A 26272-nucleotide genomic window follows, 5' to 3' on the forward strand; every position below is an offset into this window, starting at 1 on the left:
TTGGAATCCGTCGTCGCCACATTGCGTGCGGCCGGCTGCGTCTTCGCCGAGGAAGAAGCCGAACTGATCATCGCCACGGCTGCCGGCCCGGATGAGGTCGCGCGGATGGTCGACGAGCGGATCTCCGGCCTGCCGCTGGAGCAGGTGCTCGGCTGGGCGTCGTTCCACGGGCTGAGGATCGCAATCGATCCGGACGTTTTTGTGCCGCGCCGCCGGACCGAACACCTGGTCGACGAGGCGATCGCCCGCTGCCGCCCCGACGCGGTCGTCGTCGACCTGTGCTGCGGATCCGGCGCTCTCGGCCTCGCCGTCGCGACCGCCGTACCGGGGGTGAGCCTGTACGCCGCGGACCTGCACCCGGCCGCCGTCAAGAACGCCCGCCGCAACCTGCCCGCCGCGCAGGTCTTCGAAGGCGACCTCTACGACGCCCTGCCGACCGACCTGCGAGGACGCGTCGGCATCCTGCTCGCGAACGTGCCCTACGTCCCCACCGACGACGTACAGTTCCTGCCCGCCGAAGCCCGCCTGCACGAACCGCGCCTGACCCTCGACGGCGGCGCCGACGGCCTCGACCTGCTCCGCCGGGTCGCCGCCGACGCCGCTGACTGGCTCGCGCCGGGCGGCCACCTCTTCACCGAAGCGAGCGCCGAACAAGCACCCGTGGCCGCGGAGCTCCTGACCGCCGCCGGTCTACGAACCACCATCAGCACCGACGAAGACGACTTCGCCACCACGGTGATCGGCACGCGCGACTGATCACCGCGCGAGTTCTGCCGCCTCGTCCAGGCGGGTCAGTTTGTGCGGATTGACGATCGCGAAGATCCGGCTGATCTTCCCGTCCTCGATCTCCACGCTCACCGTGCCGAACTGCTCGCCGACCTGGATCCGGAACGCCGGCGCCCCGTTCAGCCACAGCGGCGCCATCGTGATGTCGTTCACCTGGTACGCCCGCGCCAGCAGCTTCGCCACCACCTGGGCACCGTGGATCGGCACCCGCGCGGCGGTCACGACCCCGCCACCGTCGGAGACCAGCACGACGTCCGGTGCCATCACTTCCAGCAGCTCCTGGACCTGCCCGGTCCGCAGCGCCCGCTGGAACCGCTCCACCACGGTCCGCTGCTCGGACCGGCTCACCTGCACCCGTGGCCGTCTCGCCGCGACGTGCTCCCGGGCCCGCTTCGCGATCTGCCGCACCGCCGCCGGCGACTTCCCGGTCGCCTCCGCGATCTCGCCGTACGGGAGTTCGAAGACCTCGCGCAGCACGAACACCGCGCGCTCGGTCGGACCGAGCGTCTCCAGTACGGTCAGCATCGCGATCGACACGCTGTCGGCCAGCTCCACGTCGTCCGCGATGTCCGGACTGGTCAGCAGCGGTTCGGGCAGCCACTCGCCGACGTAGTCCTCGCGCCGCCGCGCCAGGGTGCGCAGCCGGTTCAGCGCCTGCCGCGTCACGATCCGGACCAGGTACGCGCGGGGCTCGTTGATCTGCGACTGGTCGACGTCGGCCCACCGCAGCCACGACTCCTGCAGCACGTCCTCCGCGTCCGCCGCCGACCCGAGCATCTCGTAGGCCACCGTGAACAGCAGGTTCCGGTGGACGACGAACGGATCGGTCATGGGATCGACCCTACGGCCGGGTGGTGCCATCTGGTTCTCCTCGTCGGTCGCGGTGACGAGCATCAGACACCGGCCGGCCCGACGGTGTGACACCCGGATCGCCGTACGCTGACCGGATCCATCGGTTCGGGAGGGGCTGTTCGATGACGACTGTCCGTACGGCGACCGCGGGTGACCTCGACGGACTGGTCGCGTCGTGCGCCGCACTGTTCGCGGAGGACGCCGGGCAGCGCGATCACCTGCGCAACACCGCCTGGCCCGCGACGTACGGCGACTCGTGGTGTGCTGGGTTGCTCGCCGATCCGGCCGCCTTGGTGCTGGTGGCAACGAAGGACGACTCCGTGGCCGGCCACCTGATCGGCAACTTGCTGCCGGTTTCCGAGATGTGGACCGCACCGCGCGCCGAGCTGGTGAGCATGTACGTCCGGCCCGAAGTGCGCGGCGGGGGAGTCGCGGGCCGGCTGATCGACGGCTTCGTCGGCTGGGCCCGCGAGCGGGGCGCGGCACGGCTCGAGGTGAACGCGTACGCGACCAACGAAACCGCACTGCGGGTCTACGAGCGGCACGGGTTCCGTCCGCACTCGGTGCTGCTGACCACCGATTGAGAGGCGGCCGGAGCTGTCGGCCGGCGTTGGTAGCGTCTGGGTAATGGACGGACTGAGTCTTCAGGTCACCTCGGTGACCATCATGGCCCCGGACCCCCGGGCGCTGGCGGAGTTCTACTCGCGGCTGCTCGGGCGGCCGGTGACCACCAGCGAGGGGCCCCGCGAAGGGCATCCGGCGGCCGACGGCTGGGCGCAGATCCGCGCCGCCGAGGGCAGCGGCGAGGTCACGCTGAACTTCGAGTACGAGGAGCAGTGGAAACGGCCGCGCTGGCCGGCCGAGCCCGGCGCGCAGAACGCGACGCAGCACCTCGACATCGCGGTCGACGACCTGGACGCGGCCACCCAGTACGCCGTTGCCCAGGGCGCCGTGCTGCCCGAGTTCCAGCCGCAGGACTCGGTGCGCGTGCTGCTCGACCCGGCCGGCCATCCCTTCTGCCTCTTTGTTTAAACCCTTCTGAGCACGTGCAGCAGATACTCCCGGCGGTTCAGCGGATCGTGATCGGTGCGTTCCCGCCGGGGGACCGCACCGATCACGGGCTGGTACCGCTCGAACGCCGACTCCAGGACACCTTCACCTCGCGTGAGGGCGGGAAGTTGCTGCTCCAATTGATGGACGGCCGAGGCGGGGATCTCGCCTTCCAGCACGGAGACGTCCTGGTCGAGCGCCGGCACCCGCGGGATCGCCCGCAGCTTGGCCAGCGCCGCCAGCACTCCGCGGACCGCATCGGTCGGAAGCTCCAGTTGGAACCGGTGCATCGGCTCATGCACGGTCGTGCCCGCTCGGCGTAGCGCCGTCGTCAGCACCAACGGGGTCAGCAACCGGAAGTCCCCAGCCGTGCTCGACATGCTCTTGTCGAAGACCGCGTGCGCGTGGCTTTGCCGAGCCGAGTAGCCCGAGTGGGTCATGACTACGCGGGCGTCGGGAATCTCCCACCCGTACAGACCCTGCCGCAGCGTCTCGTGCACCGTGTCCTCGACCGCTTTGATGAACGCGAACGGCATCGACCCGAGCTCGACCTCCAGCTCGAACGACACCCCGGCGCCGGGCGCGGCCGGCTCGACCCGGAGCCCGATCGTGGCCAGGAACGGGTTCGGGTCGACCTTGTTGAACTCCACCGCCGCGCCGATCCCGTCGAGCCGCTCGATGTGGATCGTCGTGGTCTCGCGGAAGCTCACGTCGAGCCCGTACTCGGTCGCCAGAGTCGTCTGGACGACCTCCTTCTGCACTTCGCCGTACAGCGAGACCGAGGTCTCCTGGCGCACGTCGTCCTGGCGCAGGTTGATCAGCGGGTCCTGCTCGGCGAGCTGGGAGAGCGCGCTCTGCAGGTTCCCCCGGTCCGACGCGCGGGCCGGTACGACGACGGTTTCCAGCGTCGGGGGAGCGAAGAACGCGCTCTCCCGCTTGCTCTCGCAGTCCGCGACCGGACCGGTGGTGAGCTCGTCGCCGATCCGGACCTCGGTGAGACCCCAGAGCTGGCCGATCTGACCGGCCGCGACACTGTGGCTCGTGGTCGTCGTCCCGGCGTCGAAGACCCTGATCGCGGTGACCTTCGCCTCCCGGCCGGCACCGAAACGCACCCGGTCGCGGGTCCGCAGCTCACCGCTGAACATCCGCACGTAGGCGATCTTCTCGCCGGCCGGGCCACGCTCGACCTTGAACACCGATCCCACGACCGGCGCTTCGCGATCGCCTTCCGGCGCGGGCAGCAGTTCCCGGATCCCCGCGATCAGCGGTTGCGTCCCGGCGCCGGTGATCGCCGATCCGAAGTACACTGGATGCACCAGCGCCCCGCGCGTCTGCTCGGCCAGGCCGGCCCACAGCGCGTCGCCGGAGAGCGCGTTCTCGTTCTCCACGAACGTTTCCAGCCACCGGTCGTCGTGCTCGGCGAGCAACTCGACCAGGCTGAGCCCGAACGCCGGATCACTCACCCCGTACGGCGTGAAGGCCGCGTCGGGGGTCCCGCGATCGACGGTCGCGCCCATCGCCACGACCGACGGCGAGAGCTTGGCGGCCAGGTCGCACAGCAACGACTCGTGCCGGGCGCCGGCACGGTCGATCTTGTTGACGAAGATCAGCGTCGGGATCCGCAGCCGCTGCAGCGTGCGCATCAGGATCCGGGTCTGGGCCTGCACGCCCTCGACCGCCGACACCACCAGCACGGCACCGTCGAGCACGCCGAGCACCCGTTCCACCTCGGCGATGAAATCCGGGTGGCCCGGTGTGTCGATCAGGTTCACGGTGACGTCGCCGAGCGCGAACGAGACCACGGCCGACTTGATCGTGATCCCGCGCTGCCGCTCGAGCGCGAGCGAGTCGGTCTGGGTACTGCCGTCGTCGACGCTGCCGACCGCGTCGATGACTCCGGCGGCGTACAGCAGCCGCTCGGTCAGGCTGGTCTTACCGGCGTCGACATGCGCCAGAATCCCCAAGTTCAGTGCTTTCACGCAGCTTCATGTCCCTTGTACAGGTGTGGATGCGGAACGAGGTGGACATGAAGCGAGGTCGCATCTCGGCGCTCCTTTGCTGCGGGACAGGTCGCTACGAGTAGAACAAGCCCTGATCCGGGCGGCAAACCCTTTTCCGACGGATCGGGGTCACCCGGCGCTGCCCGCCCGATCCCGCTCGTAGGCCGCCACCGCCGGCTTCAGCACCTGCTCACACCATTCGGCGAAGCAGGTCGTCGCCGACCGCGGGACCCGCTGCGCGCTGTCGTAGACCCGCTGCTCGTTCTGCGCTCTGGCCATCGCGATCAGGCCGTCGGCCGAGGCGGCACTGACCCCGTGAGCGGTCAACGCGGCCTTGTACTGCTCGGCGTCGGCCGGCTGGAAACGCACCGGCCGGCCGAGAACCTCGGACATCACCTCCGCCATCTGGTCGAGCGTCAACTCGTCCGGGCCGATCACCGGCACGTCGCGCCGACCGCTCCAGGAGTCGTCGAGCAGGAGCTCGGCCGCCACCGCCGCGATGTCCGCGGTCGCGATGGTCCGCAGCGGACGATCGCCGTCCATCGGGAGGGTGAACATGCCGTGCTCGGCGATGAAGGCTGTCGCGTTGAGGAAGTTCTCCAGGAAGTAGGGCGCGCAGAGCGTTCGCTGGTCGACGCCAGTGGCCGCGATGACGTCGTCGGCGGCCAAGGCTGCCGTCAGGTGCCCGGCGTCGTGCGCGATCCCGCGGCCCAGCGTCGACACGTTGACCACCCGGCGTACGCCGGTGGTGCGGAACGCCGTGGCCGCGGCGCGGGCGAAGGTCAGGTAGTACTCGTCGAGGTCGGCGGCCTGCGCGTTCGGGGGAACGAGCCAGAACACGCTCTCCGCGCCGGAACACGCCTCGGCCAGCACGTCAGGATCTTCGTGCGAGCCCTGCACGACCTCGGCCTTCGCCCGGACGGCGGCCGGCAGGCGATCCGGATCGCGGGCCAGGAGGCGGAGCTCGGCGACCCCGAGCAGGCGGTCGACGACAGTACGGCCGATCTGGCCGGTGGGAGTGGTGATGGTGATCATGTGATCGATCCTGGTGGCGGCCGGGAGAAAGCTGAAGGATCGTTCCGGACGTGGTTGTTACCCTCAGAGCAACACCGCGGAGGAGGTCGGTCATCGAGTCCCAGGCGCTGCGCTACTTCGTTGCCGTCGGCGAGGAACTGAACTTCACACGCGCCGCGGAACGACTCGGCATCTCCGCTCCGCCGTTGTCGCGGGCGATCCGCAAACTGGAGTCCGAGCTCGGGGTCACGCTGTTCGAGCGGACCACGCACAGCGTCGTACTGACTGCTGCTGGATCAGTGCTGCTCGAGGACGCACGGATCGCGCTCTCTGCTCTGGACGCCGCCGGACGGAGGGCGCGCCGCGCCGCGAGTGCCGAGCCGAAGCTGGTCCTGGCCGTCAAGCCCGACAGCGACGCCGGGCTGCTCGAGTCGATCCTCGCTGCCTTCGCGACCGAAGCGGCGGCGTTGCCCGTCGAGGTCCTGCTGTGCGGCTGGGGCGAACAGGCCGGACTCGTCCGCGACGGGCATGCCGACGCGGCGCTGATTCCCGAGCCGTTCGACAGCACCGGATTGGACTTTGAAACGATCACCACCGAGTCCCGCGTCGCCGCCCTCGCGACGTCCCACCCACTGGCCGACGAGGGCCGGGCATCCCACTTACTGGCTGACGATCGCCGAGGCGAGATCAGCATGTCCGACCTCGGGCTTCCAGCCGATCCGGTGCGGTTGCAGGAGCACCTCGACCAGCTCATCGCCAGGCACGGGGTGCGGGATCTGCCGCAGCTGCTGAAGCTGGTCGAGCTCCGCGAACTGGTCACGCTCGTACCGGCGTCGGTGGCCGACCGCTATCCCCGCTCAGGTGTCGTGTACCGCCCGGTGCGCGACGCACCACCCGCGAAACTGGCGATCGCCTGGCCGCAACAATCCCGCTCGACAGCCACCGCGGCCCTCGTCCGCGCCGCCACCTCGACCGGCCGGAGAGCCGATGACTGACCCGAAGACCGAAGAGCTGCGCACCGCCCACGACGTACTGGCCGAGTGGTACGCCGAGAACCTCGACGGAGTGCTTGACCGCACACCTACGTCTATCTTCTGGCGCGGAGGCTTCCGCTTGATTGAGCCGGACGCGTTGATCGGGCCGGTCGCGGCCAGCGAGCCTGTGCAGGGGTTCGTCGGGAACGAGACCTTTCGGGTTCGGACGGTCGCGGGGGAGACGTACTACGTCAAGTCCGGGCCGGGTCTGACTGCTGAAGCGCGGGCTTGCTCGCTGGCTGCTGAGGCGGGAGTGCTCGCGCCGGAGATTGTTGCTGTGGGCACCAACGGATCGGTGGAGTACCTGGTTCAGCGTGCCGTCGCCGGGGGAGAGGTCAGCCTGTCCGACACCGGGGTGCTCACGAGTGTCGGGGTCGAGCTCGTGAAGTTGCATCGGGTTCGTGGCGATGGTTTCGGTTTGCTGAGTGGAGCGCTGCGTCCGACCTGGACGGAGCTGCTGATGGATCAGGTCGGCTCGCTGGACGGACTCGTCGACGCCGGGTTGCTGCCGGCGGATCACCGCGAGCGGCTGGTAGAACTCGTCGCGGCCCGGACGCCCGAACCCGAGGAGCCGGTGCTGCTGCACGGCGATCTTCATCCCCGCCACGTCTACGCCGCCGGCGGCGTACTGACCGGGATCATCGACTGGGGCGACGCCTTGTACGGCGATCCGCTGTTCGATCTCGCACGGTTCTCGATCGCCGGCGCCGGCGCGACGTCCGCCGTACTGGACGGGTACGGGCTCGCGCTGACTCCCGAGCTGGAGCAGACGTTCGCGCTGTACCGGGCCGTGTGGTCGGCGGTGGCGCTCCGGGCAGAGCTCGACGCGGGCGGCGACTGGTTCCAGCCGCATCTGGACCGGATCGCGGGGGAGTTGGCGCGGCTCAGCTGACCAGCGTGCCGATGTGCTCGCCGCGGCAGATCGCGGCCGCCGCACCAGGCGTGTCGATGTCGAACACGTGCAGCGGGAGCTGGTGATCGCGGGCCAGGATGAACGCCGACTGGTCCATCACCCGCAAGTCCCGGTCGATCACCTCCTGATAGCCGAGCCGGTCGAACCGGCGCGCGGTCGGCACCTTGTTCGGATCGGCGTCGAAGATGCCGTCGGCCCGGTTCTTGGCGACCAGCAGCGCGTCCGCCCCGAGCTCGACCGCGCGCTGCACCGACGGGTAGTCGGTGGTGGTGAACGGCTGCCCGTTTCCGCAGCCGAGCAGCACGATCGCGCCCTTCTCCAGGTGCCGGATCGCGCGCAGGCGGATGTACGGCTCGGCCAGGTTGTTGATCGGGATCGCCGTCATCAGCCGTACGTCGACGTCGCCGAGCGCCGCGATCCGTCCGCGCAGCAGCACGGCGTTGATCACCGTGCCGAGCATGCCGATGTTGTCCGCCTCGACCCGGTCGATGCCCCAGTCCTCGGCCCGGTTGCCCCGGAACACGTTGCCGCCGCCCACGACCACCGCCACCTGGACACCGGTCGCACGCGCCGCGAGCACCTCGGTCGCCAGATGCGTCAGCCGCTCACTGCTGAAGCCGAACTCCGCCTCCCCGGCGATCGCCTGCCCCGACAACTTCAACACCAGACGCTCGTACACGGATCTCTCCTCGACGTCGTGAGCAGGCCGTCTTGCATTCCATCACATTTGACGGGGCCGACCGACCGCTCACCGATCGAGGACGTGTCAGGCGTTCCCGTTGAGCATGGCGGCGGTCAGGACGTTGCCGGCGACGCCCCAGCCTCCGTCGGCGACCTCGTCGATCAGGACGACGGTGGTGGGGCGTGCCCGCTCGCCGTAGATCTCCGCGTACAGGTCGGTGGTGCGCTCGACGATCTTCTGCTTGTCCTCAGCGGTGAGGGTGCCCGCGGGAACCTTGAAGTTGGCGAAAGGCATGAGTGTTCTCCTCGAGTGGGTTCGTCGGTGATACGGAGGACGTGTCCCAGCCGTTGCCGGCGGGGTCAGATGCTGCTCAGGGCGGCGGGGTCACACCATGCCACCGTTGGCCCGCAGGACCTGGCCGTTCACCCAGTGCCCTGCCGGGCTGGTGAGGAAGGCGGCCACCTGGGCGATGTCTTCCGGCGTGCCCAGCCGCTCCAGAGGCGGGGTGTTGGCGAGCCGGCCGATCTGCTCGGGCGTCTTGCCTTCGAGGAACAGGTCCGTGGCTGTCGGGCCGGGCGCGATGGTGTTCACGGTGATGTCCCGCGCGCGCAGCTCGCGGGCGAGAATCAGCGTGATCGACTCGATGGCAGCCTTGCTCGCCACGTACGCGCCGTACCCGGGGAACTGGGTACCGACCACGGAGGTCGAGAACCCGACGAACGAGCCGCCCGCGCGCAGTCGCCGGGCCGCCTGCTGGGCGACGACGAACGTGCCGCGGGTGTTGGTGCGGTGCACCGCGTCGAGCACCGCCAGATCGAGGTCGGCGATGGGTGACAGAGCGAGCCGACCGGCGCAGTTCACCACGACGTCCACACCGCCGAACTCTTGCTCCGCCCGGTCGAACAAGGCAGCGACTGCGTGCTCGTCGGCGACGTCGGCCTGCGTGGAGATCGCCCGCCCGCCGGCGGCAGTGATCGCTGCCACCGTGTCCTCGGCGGCAGCGACGTCGCGGGCGTAGTTCACCACGACGGCAAGGTCGTCCCGGGCGAGCTCGAGGGATACCGCCCGGCCGATGCCGCGGGATCCGCCGGTGACGACGGCAACCCGTACGGCTGTCGGGGTCGGTTGGTTCGTAGTCATGTCGTCCACGATGCTCGGCACAGGTGGCCGGAACCAGGGGATGACATCCCCTGTGTCCAGTGGCCCTGGCGACCGCAGAATGGCAGGCATGGGTTCTGTGAAATACGCCGAGCTCGGTGCATTCCTGCGCTCGCGGCGTGAACGCATCCGCCCGGCGGACGTGGGACTGCTCCACGGCCCCCGCCGCCGGGTTCCTGGCCTGCGCCGCGACGAGGTCGCACAACTCGCCGGCGCTTCGGTGGACTACTACAACGAACTCGAACGCGGGGCAGGATCTCAGCCCTCCGAGCAGATGATCGCCGCGTTGGCGAGAGCACTGCGTCTGACTGCTGACGAGCGCGACTACCTCTACCATCTGGCCGACCGCCCGGTGCCCGCGCACGGCGGACCGGCCTCGCACGTCCACCCCGGCATGCTCGACCTGCTCGCCCGGCTGACATCGACACCGGCACAGGTCATCACCGACCTGCACGTCACCCTCGTACAGAATCCACTGGCGGTGGCGCTGCTCGGGGATCACTCCGGCTTCCGGGGCGCGCGGGCCAGCTTCGTCCATCGGTGGTTCACCGACCCCGACGCCCGGCAGCTGTATCCCGAAACCGACCACGACGACCAGTCCCGGGCCTTCGTGGCCGACCTGCGGGCGGCTGCCGCGAGACGAGGTGGCAAGGACACCGAGGCCGGCTCGATGATCAGCTCGCTGCTCGACACCTCCACGGAATTCGCTGCGCTGTGGGCCGACCACGACGTGGCATTCCGGCGCGGCGACCGCAAACGCCTCAACCACCCCACCCTTGGCCTGATCGAGGTCAACTGTCTGCACCTGTTCAGCGAGGACGGTCGACAGCGGCTGCTCTGGTTCACTCCCGCGGTCGGTACCGACAGTGCCGACCTCCTCGACCTGCTGTCCGTCCTTGGCACCGAGCAAGTCGCGTCACGACTGCCCGATCTGTGAGGCGCATGGTTGCGGATTGGAGGGACCGTCGCGAAGTACCGCCTCCCGCGCTGCTCGGCTGAGTGGACCGATCGCCCAGCAATCTGCCCGGCGACTCCGACCGGTTATGGATCGAGGACCTTGTCGAGGCTCTGGTACGTGCGGTTGCTCGCGGTGGCGGCGCGGCGTTCGCGGCCGGTGGCTTCGATGTAGTTCTGGCTGGTGGCGAGGCTGGCATGTCCGAGCAGCGCCATGATCTCCGAGGCGGTGGCGCCGTCCTCGGCGAGCCGGGTCGCGAAGGTGTGGCGCAGGGCGTGCAGGTTGGCGCCGACCGGGACGCGGTCGTGCAGCCCGGCCCAGCGGTAGCAGGACTTCACCAGGTACTCCAGGCCGCCACGGCCGATCGGGTCGCCGTTGCGGTCGAGCAGCAGCTTGGCCGACCGGTTGAAGCGGCGGCTCGGGAACCGGCGCGCGCAGGATTCGACGTACGCCTCGATGATGCGTTCCATGATCGGCTCGACCGGGATCGAGCGGTCGCGGCTGCCCTTGCCGTGCACGTGCAGGCGCATCTCACCGGGCCGTCCGGCGAGCGAGTCGGTGGTCAGCGAGCGCATCTCGGCCGAGCGGAGCCCGGCGACCAGTCCGAGGGCGATCACCAGCAGATCACGCTCCGGCCAGGGATCGCGCGCCCGGCGAGTCCCGTCGGCCGCTGCCTTGAGCAACTTCTCCGGGGTGTCCTCGCCGCGCAACGGCTTGGGGGACAGGGGAGGGGTCTTCGGCCGCGCGACCGCACCCATCGGGTTGCCCGCGAGCAGTCCGTCGGACACGCAGAAGGTGAGGAACTGGTTCCAGGTCGACCAGGCTCGCAGAACCGAACTCTTCGCGTGCCCGTCGGCGAACGCACCGAACGCCGTCCGCAATGCCTGCGCGGTGAGTTGCTCGACCTCGAGCTGCTCGGGGTCGTCGGTCAGCAGCGCGGTGATCCCGGCCAGGTCGCGTCGATAGGCGTCGGTGGTGTGCGGAGAGTCCTTACGCGGCCGCCGCGCGGCGAAGAACGCGGCCTGAGCTTCGAGCACCTTCATGGGCGCCATTCCTACCGCACGCCACCGACAGTCTCCTGTGTTGTTGCCGTCAGCAACTATCTCTCATGCATAATGGTGATTATGCATGAAACAACGTCTCCAGAAGGGGCTGTGCCCAGCCCCGGGGGACAACATTCGGCCGGTCGATCTCAGCCGGCCGCAGGTGCGCTCTGAGCCATCCAGGCCAACCCTGGACACCGCACGAACTGCCTGCCGGCGCACTCACAAGCTGTTTGTCGCCATTTCGGCCCGCCGAGAAGATCGACGACAAGCAACCAGCGAATCCGTCAGGCCAACATCCAGACGATCTCAAGCGACGAGCTGAGACACCACGCCCACCTGGTCGCTGCGCGCTAGACCACGCAGAGGTCATGCACATGCGTCACGCAGACGTCGTACGCACGGCATCACAGCCGTCTTCGAACCCCTCCAGCAGCCTCTCTCCAGACTCCCATCCAATGCGCCGATAATGGACATTATGTCAACTAGTCGTCACCGAGGCGACCCCCTACCAGATGAGTGCCTCTAGGTGGTTGTGGCCGGCAAGCAGGCGATCGATGCGATGTTGCGCCCCTTCGCGGACGTCAGGCTGCGGATGGTGGGCGTAGAGCGCGAGCTCCACGTACATGTCATAGAAGTTCAACCGCTCGCGCAGTTGCTCGCGTTCGAACAGCTCCGGATACGCCCCGTGTAACCATCCGGGCACCTCTGTGAGTGTCGCCTCGTCGAGCCCGCGTTCGTCGGGCGTGGGTGGGAACTCTCGCGCCCTCGCGCACCACCGCAGGATGGTGTCGAGCTCGACGTCCGCGGGCTGCGCCAGCGCCTCCGCGAAGTCGATGAGACCGGTGACGCGTCCTTGGTCGACGATCACGTTGGACCCATGGAGATCACCATGGACCAGGACGGGTTCGTCGGCGGCGAACAACGCCAGCCGCTCCTCGACCCAATCGGCGACGTCCGCGAGCAGGCGCGAGTCATGATCTGGCAGTCGCCGGGCAGCCTCCACCTGCTGGAGTGTCGCGCTCACCACGGGCGGGTGGAACGCAGGCCACGGTTTGCCGGCGAGTGCGCCGGCCAGCCACGGCGGCAACAGGTCGGCCGGAACAGGAACTCGGTGAAGTGCGCGCAACGCAGCACCGAGGCTCTCGATCATTGCTTGGCGCGTGTGCGGGTCCGCCGTCGGCCATGCGTCGTACAGGGTTTGGCCGGGCAGGCGTTCGGAGATGTACCACGGCCCGTCCGGGCCGTCGCCGTGAGCGATGAGTCGGGCATGCGGGACCTCGCTGCCGGCGAGTAGGTTGACCACTGCGGCCTCGTGGCGATACGCGTCGCGGAATCGTCCGTCGTTGTTCAGTCGTACGACGTATTCGTCGCCGACCCACACGCGGCTGACCCAGCCGGCCTTGGAAATGAAGCGCCCGGTGGCCGGCAGACCAGCGGCCGCCAGCGTTCTCAGCAGCACCGGATCGGTAGCCGGCTCGTCGACGAACGGTGTTGATCGGGTGATCGCGGTGCTCCTCAGAACGGCTGACAAGGTATCAACGTAGCGACCTCAACCGCACAGAACCGCGAACCACGCTGCCAGGCGGCGGGCGCTCGAAACACGCGCCCGACTCCCCCGCGCGCTCAACGGTAGATGCCCATCAGCCGGCCCATCACGGGCTCATCTGTCACGCGACGATCCCCCGTTGTCGCGGATCACTCGAAGCAGTTCGACTCCTGACGAGATCAGAGCTACATCTTTGTCGAGGCCGTCCGGCAGGTGTCCGCGTTGCTCCTCGTCGGTGATGCAGGTCGGACATCCGACGGGGAGGATCACCCAGTCGGCTGCCCGAGCTCCTTCTACGAGAAGGTCCCAAGGCTGATCACCCAAGACGCGGCTGACCATCATGTGGTCTCCATCGAGGTAGACATCCGCTGTCCCACCGCCGTACTCGACGACCGCAAGGTGGTGCTCGGGCTCCTCGCGCACAACGAATGGCCGAAGGACGTCGCGCATTTGCTCGCCGCCACCGCGGCCAGCGTCGCCGTCACGGAACCGCTGGAGGTGCACGTCGAAGGACACCAACGAACGGTCTCACGGTCGACAGATCGGACTCATGTCAGGATCCTTCGGCGTATCCAATGTGCACGCCACGTATTGCCATCATCACTCCAGGCACCTAGCGTCGGCTGCGGCCGCCCCCGCGAGAGACTGGAGCAACTCTTGAACGACGCGCAGAACCTGGGCCCCGAGTCGACGGCACGTGTTGGGCGGAGCGGCTGGCCTGGCTGCTGGAGCTGCCGTCGTGACGACGCTCCCCTGCAGCGCCGCCGCGGCGCCCACTCACGGCGGGCCCGAGCTCGCGCGCTGGCGCCGGCAGGCAGCACGTGTCCGGATCACCCGCGACGACTGGGGTGTCCCCCACGTCTCCGGCCGGACCGACGCCGACGCGGTGTTCGGGATGATCTACAGCCAGGCCGAGGACGACTTCAATCGGATCGAGAACAACTACCTGGTCAGCCTCGGGCGGCTTGCCGAGGCCCAGGGTGAGAGCGCGATCTGGCAGGACCTGCGGCAGCGGCTGTTCGTCGATCACGAGGACCTGAAGCGCGACTGGGTGAAGTGTCCGGCGTGGTTGCGCAAGCTGATGCAGGCCTGGGCGGACGGGCTGAACTACTACCTCGCCACGCACCCCGACGTACTCCCCCGGGTGATCAAGCGGTTCGAGCCGTGGATGGCGCTGAGTTTCTCCGAAGGCAGCATCGGCGGCGACATCGAGCGAGTACCACTCTCCCAGCTCGAAGCGTTCTACAGTCTGCGCCAGCTCCCGATGACCGAGGCGGAGCGTGGGCTGCTGTTCGCCGAGCCGAAGGGCTCGAACGGGTTCGCGATCGCGCCGAGCCACACCCGCGACGGCCGGGCGCTGCTGCTGATCAACCCGCACACCAGCTTCTTCTTCCGCGCCGAGCAGCACGTCACAAGCGACGAGGGGCTCAACGTGTACGGCGCGGCGACGTGGGGGCAGTTCTTCATCTATCAGGGCTTCAACGCGCACGCCGGCTGGATGCACACCTCCAGCGGCGTCGACAACGTGGACGAGTTCGCCGAGACGATCGTCACCGGGGCCGGCGGCCGCCGGTTCTACCGGTACGGCGACGCGCTGCGGCCGGTGACGACGAAGACCATCACGCTGTCGTACCGCACTGCCGACGGCGTACTGGCGAAGCGCAGCTTCACCACCTACGCCACACATCACGGCCCGATCGTGCGCGAGGCGGACGGCCGGTGGATCGCGTTCGCCCTGATGAACCGGCCGGTCGCGGCGCTGCAGCAGAGTTTCCTGCGCACCAAGGCGCGGGACTACCGGGACTTCATCCAGGTGGCCGGCTTCAAGGCCAACAGCTCGAACAACACGCTGTTCGCGGACTCCAAGGGCGAGATCGCGTTCCTGATGCCGCAGTTCATGCCGGTCCGCGACGACCGTTTCGACTACCGCAAGCCCGTCGACGGCAGTGACCCGGCGACCGACTGGCGCGGCGAGCACAGCCTGCGCAGTCTCCCCCAGGTCGTGAACCCGAACAACGGCTGGACGTTCAACACGAACAACTGGCCGTGGACCGCGGCCGGTGCGGACAGCCCGAAGGCGGCCGACTATCCGCGGTACTTCGACCAGGCCGGCGAGAACCCCCGCGGGCCGCAAGCGATCCGCGTCCTCACCGCGCGGGACGACTTCACCCCGCAGACGCTGATCGACGCGGCGTTCGACCCGTACCTGACCGCCTTCGCCCGGCTTGTACCGGGCCTGGTCGCGGCGTGGGACCAGCTGCCCGAGCGCGACCCCGCCAAGACGAGGCTGGCCGGTCCGATCCGGCTGCTGCGCCGCTGGGACCACCGCTGGAGCGCCGATTCCGCCGCGACCTCGCTGGCCGTGTTCTGGGGCGAGGCGCTGTGGGCACCGCTGGCGCTGGCGGCGAGGGACGCCGGGATGTCGATGTGGGACTACCTGGCCGAGCGCGCCACCGACGCGCAACGGCTGACGGCGCTGCAGCAGGCGGTCGACCGGCTGACGCAGGACTTCGGCAGCTGGCAGGTTCCCTGGGGACAGATCAACCGGTTCCAGCGCAACGACGGCGCGATCGTCCAGACCTTCGACGACGCGAAACCCAGCACGCCCGTCCCGTTCACCTCCGCCCAGTGGGGTTCGCTCGCGTCGTTCGGCGCCCGACGCTATCCGGGAACGAAGCGGTACTACGGCACCAGCGGCAACAGTTTTGTCGCCGTCGTGGAGTTCGGCCCGAGGCTGCGTGCCTGGGCCGTGACCGCGGGCGGCGTGAGCGGCCACCCCGACTCCCCTCACTTCAACGACCAGGCCGGGCGTTACGCCTCCGGCAACCTGCGGCCGGTGTACTTCCACCCCGACGAGCTCGAAGGCCACATCGAACGCAGCTACCGACCGGGGCGGTAACAGCGCGTCACTCCCCTACCGGCCGAAATGCAGATGCCGCGCGGTGGATCGCTCAGTGAGACTTGGCGGATGGTGACAACGCCTCGCCCGCTGATCGACTCGGCGGTGCGGTCCGTCTGCGGTCGCGACGTCGAGCGTCTCGTTCCTCTCGCCGGTGGCGGGATGAACGAGACCTACCGGGCCGAGCTCACCGGCGATCTCACCGTGGTCGTGCGGATCGCGCGTCAGGACGCGTCGTGGTTCGTCGACGAGGCGCAGTTGATGGCGCAGGCGCGTGAGGCAGGCGTTCCCACGGCCGAGGTGCTCGGCCTCGAGCACCTCGACCACGAGGGCGAGTTGCTCTCGTTCTCGGTCCAACGGTTCCTGCCGGGCCGTTCCCTCGACGAGCTCGTCGGCGTTCTGCCTGCCACTGAGCTCGAGCGCCTGGTCCTGGACGCCGGCGAGATCCTGGCGCGGGTCCACAGCGTGACGCCGTACGCCGGGCGCGGTATCCGGCACGAGCTACGGCTGCCGGACGAAGACGCCGTGGCCAAGATCTCGCGCATCGTCGCGGAGACTCTCGACCCAGCCGCGGCCGCGGTCGTCGAGCGTGGGGCCGACTTCCTGCGCCGGGAGGTGACGACCCGTCCCGCTCCCCCGTTGTCGCTTGCCCAGGGCGACTTTCTGCCCAAGAACCTCCTGGTCCACGACGGGACGGTCGTCGGCGTCATCGACTGGGAGTTCGCCGGGCCCGCGTCGCCGGCCTTCGACCTCGCCCGGTGGGAGGTGTCGGCCGGCGCGCCCTTGCACGACCGTTCGGACCTGCTGCGCCGCGGCTACGCGCGGGTCGCCGATCCCGAGTCGGCGGCTGCCGGCTTCACGCCGGCGTTCGCCATCGACTGGACACTCGAGATGCTCGCGTGGAAGAACCCGGCTTCGCCGGCTCAGTTCGCGCGCTGCGTGGACGTGATTGCCCGCTGCACGAACTCTTGACCACCTGTCACAGGACGCGCCCGGCCGGCGTCTTGATGCCGTATCCACCTCATCCAAGGAGACGGCATGACAACGAACAGCGTGAACACCCCGACGACCGACGTCGTCGTGATCGGCGGCGGGTACGCGGGGGTGATGGCGGCCAACCGCCTGACTCAGCGCGACGACGTCACCGTGACGCTGGTCAACCCGCGGCCGGACTTCGTGGTGCGGCTGCGCCTGCACCAGCACGTCGCCGGAGAACCCGCACCGGTCGTGGACTACCGGGAGATCCTGTCCGAGCGAATCCAGTTGGTCGTCGACAGCGCGACCGGCATCGACGCCGCCGGACGGACCGTGACCCTGGCGAGCGGCGACACACTCTCGTACGACTATCTGGTCTACGCGCCCGGCAGCGGAAGCTTCGACTTGTCGAGCATCCCCGGCGCCGAGCAGTTCGCCTACCCGGTCGCCAACCTGGAGGCCGCGACCCGGCTGCGGGAGGTTCTCGACGCCACGCCGTCGTCCGCCCCGGTCACGGTCGTCGGGTCCGGGGCGACCGGCATCGAGGTCGCGTGCGAGCTGGCCGAGCAGGGCCGCGCGGTGACGCTGGTGTGTGGCAAGGTGCTCTGCCCCTACGTCCACCCGAAGATCCGACGCAAGTTCGCCAAGCGCCTCGCCAAGCTGGGCGTGACCGTGGTTGTCGGTGAAGGCGCCACGGTGACCGCGGTGTCCCGCGACGCGGTCCAGCTCCAGGACGGACGCCGGCTGACGAGTGACGTGACGATCTGGACCGCCGGCTTCTCCGTACCGGACCTCGCGCGGCGCAGCGGCCTGAGCACCGACGACACCGGCCGGCTGCTCACTGACGAGACGCTGACCAGTGTCGACAGCGACCGCATCCTCGCCGCCGGCGACTCGGCGTCGCCCTCCGGTGTACCGTTCCGGGCCAGTTGCGCGACCGCGCGTCCGCTGGGCGCGTACGCCGCGGACACGATCCTGGCACGGCTGGAGAACCGGCAGCCGAAGGAGGTCAACATCGGCACGGGGTTCCAGTGCTTCGCGCTGGGCCGCCACACCGCGATCGTCCAGCTCGCCTCGATGAGCGACGTCGCCAACCGCTTCTCGATTGGTGGCCCGCTGGCGCACAAGATCAAGTCGAGCTCGTACGGGCTGCTCACCGAGGAGCTGGGCAAGGAGGCGCGCAAGCCCGGGACCTTCACCTGGAGGTTCAAGGACAACAAGCGCCGGCAGAAACTGAGCGAGCTGCCTGTCGCGGCGCCGGGTTCCCGTACGGTTGCCTGATCGAGGGAACCAGGAGCGACTCGATGAGTGACAACACGATCGACCCGGCGACGCAGAGTTTGGTTGCCCACCGCAACCTGCTGTTCACCGTGGCGTACGAGATGCTCGGGTCGGCCACCGATGCCGAGGACGTGCTGCAGGAAGCCTGGCTGCGGTGGATGAAGGTCGACCGGGAGCAGGTGCGCGACGACCGGGCCTTCCTGGTCCGGGTCACGACCCGGTTGGCGCTCGACCGGCTGCGCACGATGAAGCGCCGCAAGGAGTCGTACGTCGGGCCGTGGCTGCCCGAGCCGTTGCTCACCGCACCGGACGTCGCCGACGACGTCGAGCTGGCCGAGAGCGTGTCGATGGCGATCATGATGGTGCTGGAGACGCTGTCGCCGACCGAGCGTGCGGTGTTCGTGCTGCGCGAGGCCTTCGGTTTCGAGTACGACGAGATCGCGGCGGCCGTGGACAAGACTCCCGCGGCCGTGCGGCAGATCGCGAGCCGCGCCCGGCGGCACGTCGAGGCGCGGCGTCCGCGCGCGTCGGTCACGCGCGCGGAGGCGCAGGCGGTGGCGGAGTCGTTCCGGCAGGCGCTCACGACCGGCGACTTCCGGAGTCTGCTCGACGTGCTCGCGCCGGACGTCGTCCTGGTGACCGACGGCGGCGGTCTCAAGCGCGCCGCTCTGCACCCGATCGTCGGCGCGGAGCGCGTGATCCGGTACGTCTCCGGTGGCGTGGGCAAGAGCGGCACGGCGCTGTCCGGCGATCTCACCGTGGTCAACGGCAACCCGGCGATACTCCTGCAGGTGGACGGTGTCGTCGACGGCGTGCTCGCGCTGCGGGTCGAGCACTCTCGGGTCGCGGGGATGTACTACGTCCGCAACCCGGAGAAGCTGACCCGCGTTGGGACCGAGACTCCCCTGATCCGGTCTTGAGGTGGAGGTGGACACTCCAACGACAGGGCCGCCCGTGTCGGATCGGGCCTTCGCCGTTCGTGGAAGCTGTAATCAAGGGGACAGACCGACGACATCCGAGATCCAGGAGACGAGCTGAGATGCGGTATCTGGTGTCCGTGATCGATGACAGGACGCGGCCGTTCCGGTGAGCGAGCTCGACGTCCACGAGGCGATCACCCAGGTTCATCGCGCGGAGTGGGCGCGCGTCGTCGCTTCGCTGGCCCGGCGGTTCGGGGATCTCGACGTCGCCGAGGAGGCCGCGGCCGAAGCGTTCGCGACGGCCGTCGAGCGGTGGCCGGCCGACGGCGTACCGCCCAATCCGGGTGCCTGGCTGACGACCACCGCGAACCGCCGGGCGATCGACCGGCTGCGGCGGGAGAGCAAGCGCGGGGACAAGCAGAAGGAGGCTCAGATGGAGTACGACGTCCCGCCGGAGCCGCTCGGCGCCGTCGACGACGAGCGGCTCCGGCTGATCTTCACCTGCTGTCATCCGGCGCTGGCGATGGAGACGCGGGTGGCGCTGACGCTGCGGATGGTCGGTGGTTTGACCGTGCCGGAGATCGCGCGGGCGTTCCTGGTGCAGGAGACCGCGATGGGTCAGCGGATCACCCGGGCGAAGGCGAAGATCAAGGCGGCGCGGATTCCCTACCGGGTGCCGGCCGCGGAGGATCTGCCGGCCCGCGTGTCCGGCGTACTGGCTGTGTTGTTCCTGGTCTTCAACGAGGGCTACCTGGCGACCGGGCCCGACACGGATCCGGTGCGTCACGAGCTGACCGCCGAGGCGATCCGGCTGACTCGCCTGATCCGCGGCCTGCTGCCGCACGACGGTGAGGTGGCCGGGTTGCTGGCGCTGATGCTGCTCACCGAAGCGCGGCGTCCGGCGCGGATCTCGGCGAGCGGCGAACTGGTGTCCCTCGACCAGCAGGACCGCGGTGCCTGGGACGCCGCGATGATCGCCGAGGGCCATCGGCTGGTCCGCGAGCGTCTCGCCGCCGGGCAAGCGCCGGGGCGCTACCAGATCCTGGCCGCGATCAACGCCGTGCACACCTCCGCGCGCGACGTGCGTGACACCGACTGGTCGCAGATCGTTGCTCTCTACAACCAACTGATCCGGGTCGACCCCACGCCGATCGTCGCGCTGAACCGGGCCATCGCGGTCGCCGAGCTCGACGGCCCGGAGGTGGCGCTGGCGGCCGTCGACGCTCTCGACGGCAAGCTGGCCGGCTATCACGCCTACCACGCGACCCGTGCCGACCTGCTGCGTCGGATGGGACGCAGTCAGGAATCGCGCGCGGCGTACGGCAAGGCGATCGAGCTGGCGGGCAACACGGCAGAAGTCGCGTACCTGACCCGCCGCCGCGACCAGCTGGGGTAGTTGAGCCGCTCCCCTGCCGCGAGGCTCAACGGGTGGTGTTCCATACCGGCGGGGCGTCGGCCATGCTGTGGTTGTGGAGTACGTGTCCAGAGTGCCGCGACCGCCGCTGGACGGGCTGATCGACGACCTCTACTACCTGGAGGGTGCGCCGCCGTACGCCCGGCTGATGCTGCCGCCGTCGCCGTCGGCGCTGCTCATCGTCAACCTCGGGGCGCCGTTCCGCATCCGCGGCGGCACCGACGTCGACACGGCCGAGTACGCCGACGGCTGCGTGGTCACCATGCCCACCCGCGCGCTGGAGTTCGGCTACCCACTCCCGACCCGGTCCGTCGGCGTGCACTTCAAGCCGTGGGGCGCGGCACCGTTCGTGCCGATGCCCGCGGCCGAGCTGTGTGACCGGCCGGTGACGCTGGAACAGGTCTGGGGCCGACCCGCCGTTGCTGAGCTGCGAGACCGGCTGGCTACGGCGGACGGAGCGCACGAGATGCTGACGCTGCTCGAGGAGGAGCTGATGCGGCGGCTGTGCGAGACCCCCGGACTGGCGCTGGTTCGCCATACGAGCAGCGTCATCGAGGCGACCGGCGGGGCGGTGGCGATCGGCGACCTGAGCGCGGCCGCCGGTGTCAGCACCACGCATCTGGCACAGCGGTTCAAGGAGCTCATCGGCGTCACGCCGAAGCGGCTGGCCCGCACCCACCGCTTCACCGCCACCGTGTTCGCGATCGACCCCGCCGGACCGGTCGACTGGGGCGACCTCGCCGCCGGCGCGGGCTACTTCGACCAGGCCCACTTCGGCCACGAGTTCCGGGCGTTCACCGGGTACACGCCGACCCGGTACGTCGAAGTCCGGCGGCGGTTCCTGCGCGAACATCCCGGCCACGTGCTGGACGGCTGGCCGCTGCCGGCCGATTGATTTCTTACAAGAGCGACCGCTCACGAGAACACTAGTCTCAGGGCACCCCGAAAACAGAGGAGAGTCCCGTGGGCAAAGTGGTCATGTACGCATCGGTGTCGGTGGACGGTTTCGTCGCGGACGAGAACGACCAGCCCGGACCGCTGTTCGAATGGTTGACCAGCGGTGACGTCCCGTTGGACGACAGTGGCGTGGCGAAGGTGTCACAGACGTCCTACGACTACACCCGGGCGTACTGGGACCAGATCGGGGTGACCATCGCCGGGCGCCACGTCTTCGACCTCACAGACGGCTGGGACGGCAAGCCTCCAGGCGGGATCGATCACGTGGTCGTCGTGACGCACCGGCCGCAGCCCGAGGGCTGGGACCCCACGGCGCCGTTTCACTTCGTCGACGGCGTCGAGGCAGCCGTGGCCAAGGCGCAGGAGCTTGCGGGTGACCGCGTGGTCGAGGTCGCCGCCGGCGACGTCGGTGGCCAGGCGCTGGCCGCGGGCCTGGTCGACGAGGTGCGTATGGACGTCGTACCGGTCGTGTTGGGGTCCGGCAAGCGCTACTTCGGGTCGGTCGACGCGCAGCACCTGCTGGAGGATCCCGACGCGATGATTCAGGGCAACCGGGTGCTTCACCTGCGCTATCAGGTGCGTCGCTGACTTTCTGAGTGGGTGGGCGAAGAATTCCGCTGCGAATTAACGCGTTGCGGCGCCGAGAACCAGCGGCCTAGCGTGGCGGGATGACGACCCGGCTGCAAGCGCTGTGCTTCGACGCGAACGACCCGGACCGGCTCGCGCGGTTCTGGGGTGGTGTGCTCGGCCTGGAGGTCGCCGACGACCCGAGTGGTGGACGGGTGCTGCTGCCGAAGGACGAGCTGGGGTTCCGGTTGCGGTTCCTGCCGGTGCCGAACGAGAAGTGGGGCCCGAACCGGATGCACTTCGATCTGACCAGTGCCACGCTCGAGCAGCAGCAGGAGACTGTGGCGCGGGCGCTCGAACTCGGCGGCCGGCACCACGACGTCGGGCAGCTGCCGGAGGACCTCCACGTGGTGCTCGCGGATCCGGAGGGCAATGAGTTCTGTGTGATCGAGCCGGGCAACAACTTCCTGACCGACACCGGGGCCATCGGGGCGGTGTCGAGCGACGGTTCGCAGGAGGTCGGGTACTTCTGGAGCAAGGCGCTGGACTGGCCACTGGTGTGGGATCAGGACGAGGAGACCGCGATTCAGTCGCCGCGCGGCGGGTCGAAGGTGTCGTGGGGCGGCCCGCCGTACGGGGAGAAGAAGGGGCGCAACCGGCTGCAGTTCGAGCTCGCTCCCCTGGCCGGTGGTGACGTGCGGACCGAGGCCGACCGGCTGGTCGCGCTCGGGGCGACTCTCGTCGGGGACGTGGACGGCGGCGTGGAGCTGACCGATCCCGACGGCAACGAGTTCCGCGTGGTGGCCGGCTCGTAGCTCAGGTCCTGGTGAGCGACTCGAGGACCTCGGCGATCATGCGGTGGCCCTGCTGCTCGTAGACCTCGGTGCCGACCTGGTACGCCCAGACCGTGGTGCTGATGGCGTCACGGACGGCCAGGCGGTGCCAGGCCTCGGGATCGCGCGGGTCGCCGCCGTAGCCGTCGAGCAAGGCGGCCTCCAGTGCGGGGTCGCGGCGGAACTGCTGCGCGGCGAGCCGGCCGAAGTCCGTCCAGGCTGGACGCAGGCCGGCCCGGCCGAAGTCGATCGCACTCACTGTCCCTTCGTGGATCAGCCAGTTGCGCGGCTGCCAGTCCCCGTGGGTCGGGACGAGGACGCTGGGCGGGGTCGGCCAGGACTCGACCTCCGCGCGCAGCTTTTCGACCGTGGCCGGTGGGATCCGATGGGGCTTGGCCAGCCAGCCGAGCGAGCGGAGTTGTTCGGTTGCCTCGAAGTCCTGGTCCTCGATCGCGAACTGCTCGTGCAGCAGCGCGAGCAACTGGCCGGCCTGGCGGTAGGTCTCGGGACGCCGCTCGTGGTCGGTGCCTTCGACCAGTTCGCCCGGCAGGTAGCGCGTCACGAGCAGCTTGGCGTCACTGTCGCCGTGGACGAGCTCCGGAGCGCGGTGGATCGACGTCCACGGCTCGAGCCAGTCGCGGTGCGCCTGGAGTTCGCGGGCCAGGTGGGTGTCCTGCTCGTCGCCCGCCTTGGCGACGTACCGCTGTCCTTGGTGGTCGAGCAGCAGCACCGTCGTACCGACGAGTCCCCAGCTGAGATCGCGAACGATGCGGGCGTGTGGCATCCACTGGTCCAGCAGTTCCCGCTGGCGGGCCGTCAGCGACGTCACGCGGGCACCCGTCCGTAGGCGTCCAGCAGCTTGTCCTGGAGCGAGGCGTACTCGCGCCCGCTGGCGCCCGCGCCGAAGGCTCCCATCGCGCGCATGTCGTCGCGATGGGGCTCGACCAGTTCCCACAACCCCTCGACCAGCAGCAGATGCAGCGTGGTGTCGAGGCCCGCGCCGACGCTCAGGTCCCAGCCGTGCACGACCAGTTCACCGAGCCGGAACCGTACGAAGGTGTCGTAGTCGATGTCTCGGCTCGGGTGGTGCAGCACGGCTGACCGGTCAGCTTCCTGGAAGGCCTTCAGCTGGTCCTCGCCCGTCGCCCGCACCGCGGCGACCGGATCGTCGCCCAGATGGCCTTCGCCGAGTCCGGCGGTCGCCTCCGCCGCGGACGCTCCACCCAGGAGCCGTACGGCGAACAGGTTGCCGGCCACGACGTGATCGACCACCTCGCGCACGCTGATGCCACACGGCGTGTCCCGGTCCCAGCCGTCCTCCGGCACAGCCGACACCCGTCCGAGAAAGTCGACAGTCGCCAGTGGCAGCAGATCCATGGGAACAGGTGTATCTGAAATGCTCCCTGGATGTCTCCTACGACTCGGCACCTCTATCTCGCCCGCCACGGCCACGCGTCGGCTGACGAGACCCGCTTGACCGCCGCGGGACGTCGTCAAGCCGTACTGCTCGGCAAGCGACTGAGCAAGGTGCCATTGTCGGCGATCCACCACGGTCCCTTGGCTCGAGCCGCCGAGACCGCTCAGCTGGTCGGCCAGCAGCTCGCCGGCGTTCCCGTCCGTACGTCGCCGGCCGCGGGCGACTATTGCCCGTACGCCCCCGAGTGGGACGAGTTGCCGGAAGAGTCGGCCGACGAGACTCTGAGCTGGCTCGAGGGGTTCACGGCGGAGGAACGCGCCGCCGGTCCAGTGCTGGCGCGTGAGGCAGTCGAGCTGTTCACCGGCGCGGTCGACGGCACGCAGCCCCGGCACGAGCTGGTGATCACCCACAACTTCCTGATCGCATGGCTCGTGCGGGAGGCGCTGGGAGCGCCCGCGTGGCGGTGGATCGGCCTGAACCATGCGAACGCCGGGTTGACCGTGATCCGCTACGCGCCGAGGCGGCCTGCTGAGTTGGTGGTGTTCAACGATCTGGCGCATTTGCCGGTCGAGGTGCGGTGGACCGGGTTCGCGGCGGCGCTTCAGGTTTGATCGGGCCAGGTGGCGGTGGCGGGGTCCACGCCGTGGGCCTGCGCGTTGGCGTTGATGGCGGCTTGCAGCCAGGTGTTGAGGCCGGGGTGGAAAGCGTCGTAGTACTCGGTGTAACCCGGGTCGGTAGTGAAGTTGCGGGCCAGGCAGACCTGCATGGCGTGGGTGCAGTCGAAGTGCTGGGAGATGCCGGCGCGGTGGCGTTCGGCGAGCGTATTGGCCTCGGGTGAGCCGGGGGCCACGCCGTTGCGGACGGCGGCGGCCAGGTCGGCGTTGAGCGCGTTGACCTCAGCGGCGAGGTGTTGCCAGTCGGCGGTGGTCCGGGTGGCGGCGCGGTCGGCGTACTGGGCCCACTGCGGGGTGCCGGACCAGCGGTTCTCGGCTTCCTCGACCCAGTCGATCCGCCAGGACGCGCCGAAGATCTCCGACTGCTGCTCGGGGGTGAGCTGGATTCCCTTGCCGCTGGCATCGAGCATCCGGTCGACCGCCTGCAGCATCGTCTGCAGGCGGTCGATGCGGTCGGCGAGTTGCGTGCGCTGGCGGCGCAGGTGCTCCTGCGGGTCGGTGTCCGGGTCGTCGAGCAGCCGGGCGATGTCCGCCAGCGGGATGCCGAGCTCGCGGTACACGAGCACGCGGTGGATACGCGCGATGTCCGCGGCGGAGTAGACCCGGTAGCCGGCCGGCGTACGGCCGCTGGGCACGACCAGGCCGATCGAGTCCCAGTGGTGGAGCGTGCGCACGCTGATCCCGACCAGCGCCGCCGCTCCCCCGACGGTCGAACTCTCCGCACCGCGCGTCATGCTCTCAGTCTGCCGGTACGACGATGCCCATCGCCCGCAGGCGTTCCGTGCTCTCCGCGTCGTGCGGGCGCGCCGCGGTCATCACGACGCGCGAGTTCTCGGGGGTGATCACGGTCAGCTCCAGTGAGTTCCACGGCTTGATCTCCGGCTCGGTGGTGCACCCGGGCCTCAGCTCCTCGCAGCGCGCGGCGATCTCGTCGATCTGGCTGAGTACGCACGAGAAACTGGTTGCGAGACCAGGGGCTTTCGCCGGCGCTTGTCCCGGCACGAGCAAGACGTCCTGGAACGCCCAGCGGCGCAGATGCGTGACTTGACCGGGGGCGGTGAACAGGTCGATGAACCCGAGCCCACGGATCCAGAAGTCCTTGGACACCTCCAGATCCTCGGTCGGGACGATCGTGAACATCGGCATCGGGTAGATCTCGCGGTAGATCTCGGGCGCGACGGCGTCGGGTCCCGGCAGCGGCACCGGGCTGGTGAATACGTTCATGGCGTCCATGCAAGAGCCTGACGTCGCGTCAGGGTCAAACCGAAAACCCTCGTCGCGCCCGGGGTTCGTGATGCA

General features: G+C 69.3%; 28 protein-coding genes. 15 read left to right on the forward strand and 13 right to left on the reverse strand.

What is annotated here, in order from left to right; all coding sequences use genetic code 11:
- Nucleotides 1-756, forward strand: a complete 756-nt coding sequence (locus BWI15_RS20755; protein ID WP_077016160.1) for a putative protein N(5)-glutamine methyltransferase — start codon at nucleotides 1-3, stop codon at nucleotides 754-756.
- Here the strand turns inward: BWI15_RS20755 and BWI15_RS20760 are convergent, their stop codons facing one another.
- The gene (locus tag BWI15_RS20760) at nucleotides 757-1617 is read right to left on the reverse strand and encodes an RNA polymerase sigma-70 factor (RefSeq protein WP_077017149.1); all 861 of its coding nucleotides are present in this window, start codon (nucleotides 1615-1617) and stop codon (nucleotides 757-759) included.
- Nucleotides 1618-1760: 143 nt separating this feature from the next.
- Here BWI15_RS20760 and BWI15_RS20765 point away from each other — a divergent pair, with 143 nt between their 5' ends.
- Complete coding sequence (locus tag BWI15_RS20765) at nucleotides 1761-2222, forward strand: GNAT family N-acetyltransferase (protein ID WP_077016161.1); 462 nt, start codon at nucleotides 1761-1763, stop codon at nucleotides 2220-2222.
- 43 nt (nucleotides 2223-2265) lie between these two features.
- Nucleotides 2266-2670 (forward strand): VOC family protein, encoded by a 405-nt coding sequence (locus BWI15_RS20770; protein WP_077016162.1) that lies wholly within the window; start codon nucleotides 2266-2268, stop codon nucleotides 2668-2670.
- On the opposite strand, the gene BWI15_RS20775 is transcribed toward BWI15_RS20770, so the two are convergent.
- Together BWI15_RS20775 and BWI15_RS20780 are read right to left on the reverse strand one after the other, a co-directional pair.
- Entirely contained in the window at nucleotides 2667-4667 is a 2001-nt protein-coding gene (locus BWI15_RS20775) for an elongation factor G (protein ID WP_077016163.1), read from the reverse strand. The genes BWI15_RS20770 and BWI15_RS20775 overlap by 4 nt on opposite strands.
- A 150-nt stretch (nucleotides 4668-4817) precedes the next feature.
- Nucleotides 4818-5723, reverse strand: coding sequence for an NAD(P)H-binding protein (locus BWI15_RS20780; RefSeq protein ID WP_077016164.1), 906 nt, complete (start codon nucleotides 5721-5723; stop codon nucleotides 4818-4820).
- 50 nt (nucleotides 5724-5773) lie between these two features.
- Here BWI15_RS20780 and BWI15_RS20785 point away from each other — a divergent pair, with 50 nt between their 5' ends.
- Nucleotides 5774-6697 (forward strand): LysR family transcriptional regulator, encoded by a 924-nt coding sequence (locus BWI15_RS20785; protein ID WP_237771383.1) that lies wholly within the window; start codon nucleotides 5774-5776, stop codon nucleotides 6695-6697.
- The gene (locus tag BWI15_RS39730) at nucleotides 6690-7628 is read left to right on the forward strand and encodes a phosphotransferase family protein (protein ID WP_077016165.1); all 939 of its coding nucleotides are present in this window, start codon (nucleotides 6690-6692) and stop codon (nucleotides 7626-7628) included. Before BWI15_RS20785 ends, BWI15_RS39730 begins: the two co-directional genes overlap by 8 nt.
- Here BWI15_RS39730 and pyrH read toward each other — a convergent pair.
- From pyrH to BWI15_RS20805, 3 genes are all read right to left on the reverse strand, one after another.
- Nucleotides 7621-8328 carry a UMP kinase gene (gene pyrH, locus BWI15_RS20795; protein ID WP_077016166.1) on the reverse strand — a complete coding sequence of 236 codons (708 nt, stop codon included), beginning with the start codon at nucleotides 8326-8328 and terminating at the stop codon, nucleotides 7621-7623. The two genes, BWI15_RS39730 and pyrH, sit on opposite strands and share 8 nt — an antisense overlap.
- A gap of 87 nt (nucleotides 8329-8415) precedes the next feature.
- Entirely contained in the window at nucleotides 8416-8625 is a 210-nt protein-coding gene (locus BWI15_RS20800) for a 4-oxalocrotonate tautomerase family protein (protein ID WP_077016167.1), read from the reverse strand.
- A gap of 90 nt (nucleotides 8626-8715) precedes the next feature.
- Entirely contained in the window at nucleotides 8716-9471 is a 756-nt protein-coding gene (locus BWI15_RS20805; RefSeq protein WP_077017151.1) for an SDR family oxidoreductase, read from the reverse strand.
- Between the two features lie 88 nt (nucleotides 9472-9559).
- Between BWI15_RS20805 and BWI15_RS20810 the strand changes: the two genes are divergently transcribed.
- On the forward strand, nucleotides 9560-10426 hold the full coding sequence (locus BWI15_RS20810; protein WP_237771384.1) for a helix-turn-helix transcriptional regulator: 867 nt from the start codon (nucleotides 9560-9562) through the stop codon (nucleotides 10424-10426).
- Nucleotides 10427-10530: 104 nt separating this feature from the next.
- Here the strand turns inward: BWI15_RS20810 and BWI15_RS20815 are convergent, their stop codons facing one another.
- The 3 genes from BWI15_RS20815 to BWI15_RS20825 form a co-directional block, all read right to left on the reverse strand.
- A complete protein-coding gene (locus BWI15_RS20815; RefSeq protein WP_077016168.1) occupies nucleotides 10531-11487 on the reverse strand; it encodes a tyrosine-type recombinase/integrase in 957 nt (318 codons plus the stop codon).
- Between the two features lie 508 nt (nucleotides 11488-11995).
- A complete protein-coding gene (locus BWI15_RS20820) occupies nucleotides 11996-13021 on the reverse strand; it encodes a phosphotransferase family protein (protein ID WP_237771385.1) in 1026 nt (341 codons plus the stop codon).
- A gap of 129 nt (nucleotides 13022-13150) precedes the next feature.
- The gene (locus BWI15_RS20825; protein WP_077016169.1) at nucleotides 13151-13552 is read right to left on the reverse strand and encodes a hypothetical protein; all 402 of its coding nucleotides are present in this window, start codon (nucleotides 13550-13552) and stop codon (nucleotides 13151-13153) included.
- Nucleotides 13553-13775: 223 nt separating this feature from the next.
- Here BWI15_RS20825 and BWI15_RS20830 point away from each other — a divergent pair, with 223 nt between their 5' ends.
- From BWI15_RS20830 to BWI15_RS20865, 8 genes are all read left to right on the forward strand, one after another.
- A complete protein-coding gene (locus tag BWI15_RS20830) occupies nucleotides 13776-15935 on the forward strand; it encodes a penicillin acylase family protein (RefSeq protein ID WP_143465760.1) in 2160 nt (719 codons plus the stop codon).
- Nucleotides 15936-16004: 69 nt separating this feature from the next.
- Complete coding sequence (locus BWI15_RS20835) at nucleotides 16005-16907, forward strand: phosphotransferase family protein (RefSeq protein ID WP_083750914.1); 903 nt, start codon at nucleotides 16005-16007, stop codon at nucleotides 16905-16907.
- Nucleotides 16908-16973: 66 nt separating this feature from the next.
- Entirely contained in the window at nucleotides 16974-18191 is a 1218-nt protein-coding gene (locus tag BWI15_RS20840; RefSeq protein ID WP_077016170.1) for an NAD(P)/FAD-dependent oxidoreductase, read from the forward strand.
- Between the two features lie 23 nt (nucleotides 18192-18214).
- Complete coding sequence (locus tag BWI15_RS20845) at nucleotides 18215-19111, forward strand: RNA polymerase sigma-70 factor (protein ID WP_077016171.1); 897 nt, start codon at nucleotides 18215-18217, stop codon at nucleotides 19109-19111.
- A 166-nt stretch (nucleotides 19112-19277) separates the two neighbouring features.
- The gene (locus BWI15_RS20850) at nucleotides 19278-20507 is read left to right on the forward strand and encodes an RNA polymerase sigma factor (RefSeq protein ID WP_077016172.1); all 1230 of its coding nucleotides are present in this window, start codon (nucleotides 19278-19280) and stop codon (nucleotides 20505-20507) included.
- A 73-nt stretch (nucleotides 20508-20580) separates the two neighbouring features.
- The gene (locus BWI15_RS20855) at nucleotides 20581-21420 is read left to right on the forward strand and encodes a helix-turn-helix domain-containing protein (RefSeq protein ID WP_237771386.1); all 840 of its coding nucleotides are present in this window, start codon (nucleotides 20581-20583) and stop codon (nucleotides 21418-21420) included.
- Between the two features lie 68 nt (nucleotides 21421-21488).
- On the forward strand, nucleotides 21489-22070 hold the full coding sequence (locus tag BWI15_RS20860) for a dihydrofolate reductase family protein (RefSeq protein ID WP_077016174.1): 582 nt from the start codon (nucleotides 21489-21491) through the stop codon (nucleotides 22068-22070).
- Nucleotides 22071-22150: 80 nt separating this feature from the next.
- A complete protein-coding gene (locus tag BWI15_RS20865) occupies nucleotides 22151-22864 on the forward strand; it encodes a VOC family protein (RefSeq protein ID WP_077016175.1) in 714 nt (237 codons plus the stop codon).
- A gap of 1 nt (nucleotide 22865) precedes the next feature.
- On the opposite strand, the gene BWI15_RS20870 is transcribed toward BWI15_RS20865, so the two are convergent.
- Both BWI15_RS20870 and BWI15_RS20875 read right to left on the reverse strand, forming a co-directional pair.
- A complete protein-coding gene (locus BWI15_RS20870) occupies nucleotides 22866-23711 on the reverse strand; it encodes a phosphotransferase (RefSeq protein ID WP_202817702.1) in 846 nt (281 codons plus the stop codon).
- Nucleotides 23708-24259 (reverse strand): TIGR03086 family metal-binding protein, encoded by a 552-nt coding sequence (locus BWI15_RS20875; RefSeq protein ID WP_077016176.1) that lies wholly within the window; start codon nucleotides 24257-24259, stop codon nucleotides 23708-23710. Before BWI15_RS20875 ends, BWI15_RS20870 begins: the two co-directional genes overlap by 4 nt.
- Nucleotides 24260-24289: 30 nt before the next feature.
- Here BWI15_RS20875 and BWI15_RS20880 point away from each other — a divergent pair, with 30 nt between their 5' ends.
- The gene (locus BWI15_RS20880; RefSeq protein WP_077016177.1) at nucleotides 24290-24910 is read left to right on the forward strand and encodes a histidine phosphatase family protein; all 621 of its coding nucleotides are present in this window, start codon (nucleotides 24290-24292) and stop codon (nucleotides 24908-24910) included.
- Here BWI15_RS20880 and BWI15_RS20885 read toward each other — a convergent pair.
- Both BWI15_RS20885 and BWI15_RS20890 read right to left on the reverse strand, forming a co-directional pair.
- Nucleotides 24901-25707, reverse strand: coding sequence for a MerR family transcriptional regulator (locus tag BWI15_RS20885; protein ID WP_077016178.1), 807 nt, complete (start codon nucleotides 25705-25707; stop codon nucleotides 24901-24903). The two genes, BWI15_RS20880 and BWI15_RS20885, sit on opposite strands and share 10 nt — an antisense overlap.
- A 4-nt stretch (nucleotides 25708-25711) precedes the next feature.
- Nucleotides 25712-26197, reverse strand: coding sequence for a glycosyltransferase (locus BWI15_RS20890; protein WP_077016179.1), 486 nt, complete (start codon nucleotides 26195-26197; stop codon nucleotides 25712-25714).
- Nucleotides 26198-26272 lie beyond the last annotated feature (75 nt).

The organism is Kribbella sp. ALI-6-A, assembly GCF_001984195.1.
Classification (GTDB): domain Bacteria; phylum Actinomycetota; class Actinomycetes; order Propionibacteriales; family Kribbellaceae; genus Kribbella.

Bases quoted from the DNA above. Each gene is read 5' to 3' on its own strand.
- BWI15_RS20760 (WP_077017149.1), bottom strand. From the start codon at position 1,617: ATGACCGATCCGTTCGTCGTCCACCGGAACCTGCTGTTCACGGTGGCC.
- BWI15_RS20765 (WP_077016161.1), top strand. From the start codon at position 1,761: ATGACGACTGTCCGTACGGCGACCGCGGGTGACCTCGACGGACTGGTC.
- BWI15_RS20770 (WP_077016162.1), top strand. From the start codon at position 2,266: ATGGACGGACTGAGTCTTCAGGTCACCTCGGTGACCATCATGGCCCCG.
- BWI15_RS20780 (WP_077016164.1), bottom strand. From the start codon at position 5,723: ATGATCACCATCACCACTCCCACCGGCCAGATCGGCCGTACTGTCGTC.
- BWI15_RS39730 (WP_077016165.1), top strand. From the start codon at position 6,690: ATGACTGACCCGAAGACCGAAGAGCTGCGCACCGCCCACGACGTACTG.
- BWI15_RS20800 (WP_077016167.1), bottom strand. From the start codon at position 8,625: ATGCCTTTCGCCAACTTCAAGGTTCCCGCGGGCACCCTCACCGCTGAG.
- BWI15_RS20805 (WP_077017151.1), bottom strand. From the start codon at position 9,471: ATGACTACGAACCAACCGACCCCGACAGCCGTACGGGTTGCCGTCGTC.
- BWI15_RS20810 (WP_237771384.1), top strand. From the start codon at position 9,560: ATGGGTTCTGTGAAATACGCCGAGCTCGGTGCATTCCTGCGCTCGCGG.
- BWI15_RS20815 (WP_077016168.1), bottom strand. From the start codon at position 11,487: ATGAAGGTGCTCGAAGCTCAGGCCGCGTTCTTCGCCGCGCGGCGGCCG.
- BWI15_RS20835 (WP_083750914.1), top strand. From the start codon at position 16,005: ATGGTGACAACGCCTCGCCCGCTGATCGACTCGGCGGTGCGGTCCGTC.
- BWI15_RS20840 (WP_077016170.1), top strand. From the start codon at position 16,974: ATGACAACGAACAGCGTGAACACCCCGACGACCGACGTCGTCGTGATC.
- BWI15_RS20845 (WP_077016171.1), top strand. From the start codon at position 18,215: ATGAGTGACAACACGATCGACCCGGCGACGCAGAGTTTGGTTGCCCAC.
- BWI15_RS20865 (WP_077016175.1), top strand. From the start codon at position 22,151: ATGACGACCCGGCTGCAAGCGCTGTGCTTCGACGCGAACGACCCGGAC.
- BWI15_RS20875 (WP_077016176.1), bottom strand. From the start codon at position 24,259: ATGGATCTGCTGCCACTGGCGACTGTCGACTTTCTCGGACGGGTGTCG.
- BWI15_RS20880 (WP_077016177.1), top strand. From the start codon at position 24,290: ATGTCTCCTACGACTCGGCACCTCTATCTCGCCCGCCACGGCCACGCG.
- BWI15_RS20885 (WP_077016178.1), bottom strand. From the start codon at position 25,707: ATGACGCGCGGTGCGGAGAGTTCGACCGTCGGGGGAGCGGCGGCGCTG.
- BWI15_RS20890 (WP_077016179.1), bottom strand. From the start codon at position 26,197: ATGAACGTATTCACCAGCCCGGTGCCGCTGCCGGGACCCGACGCCGTC.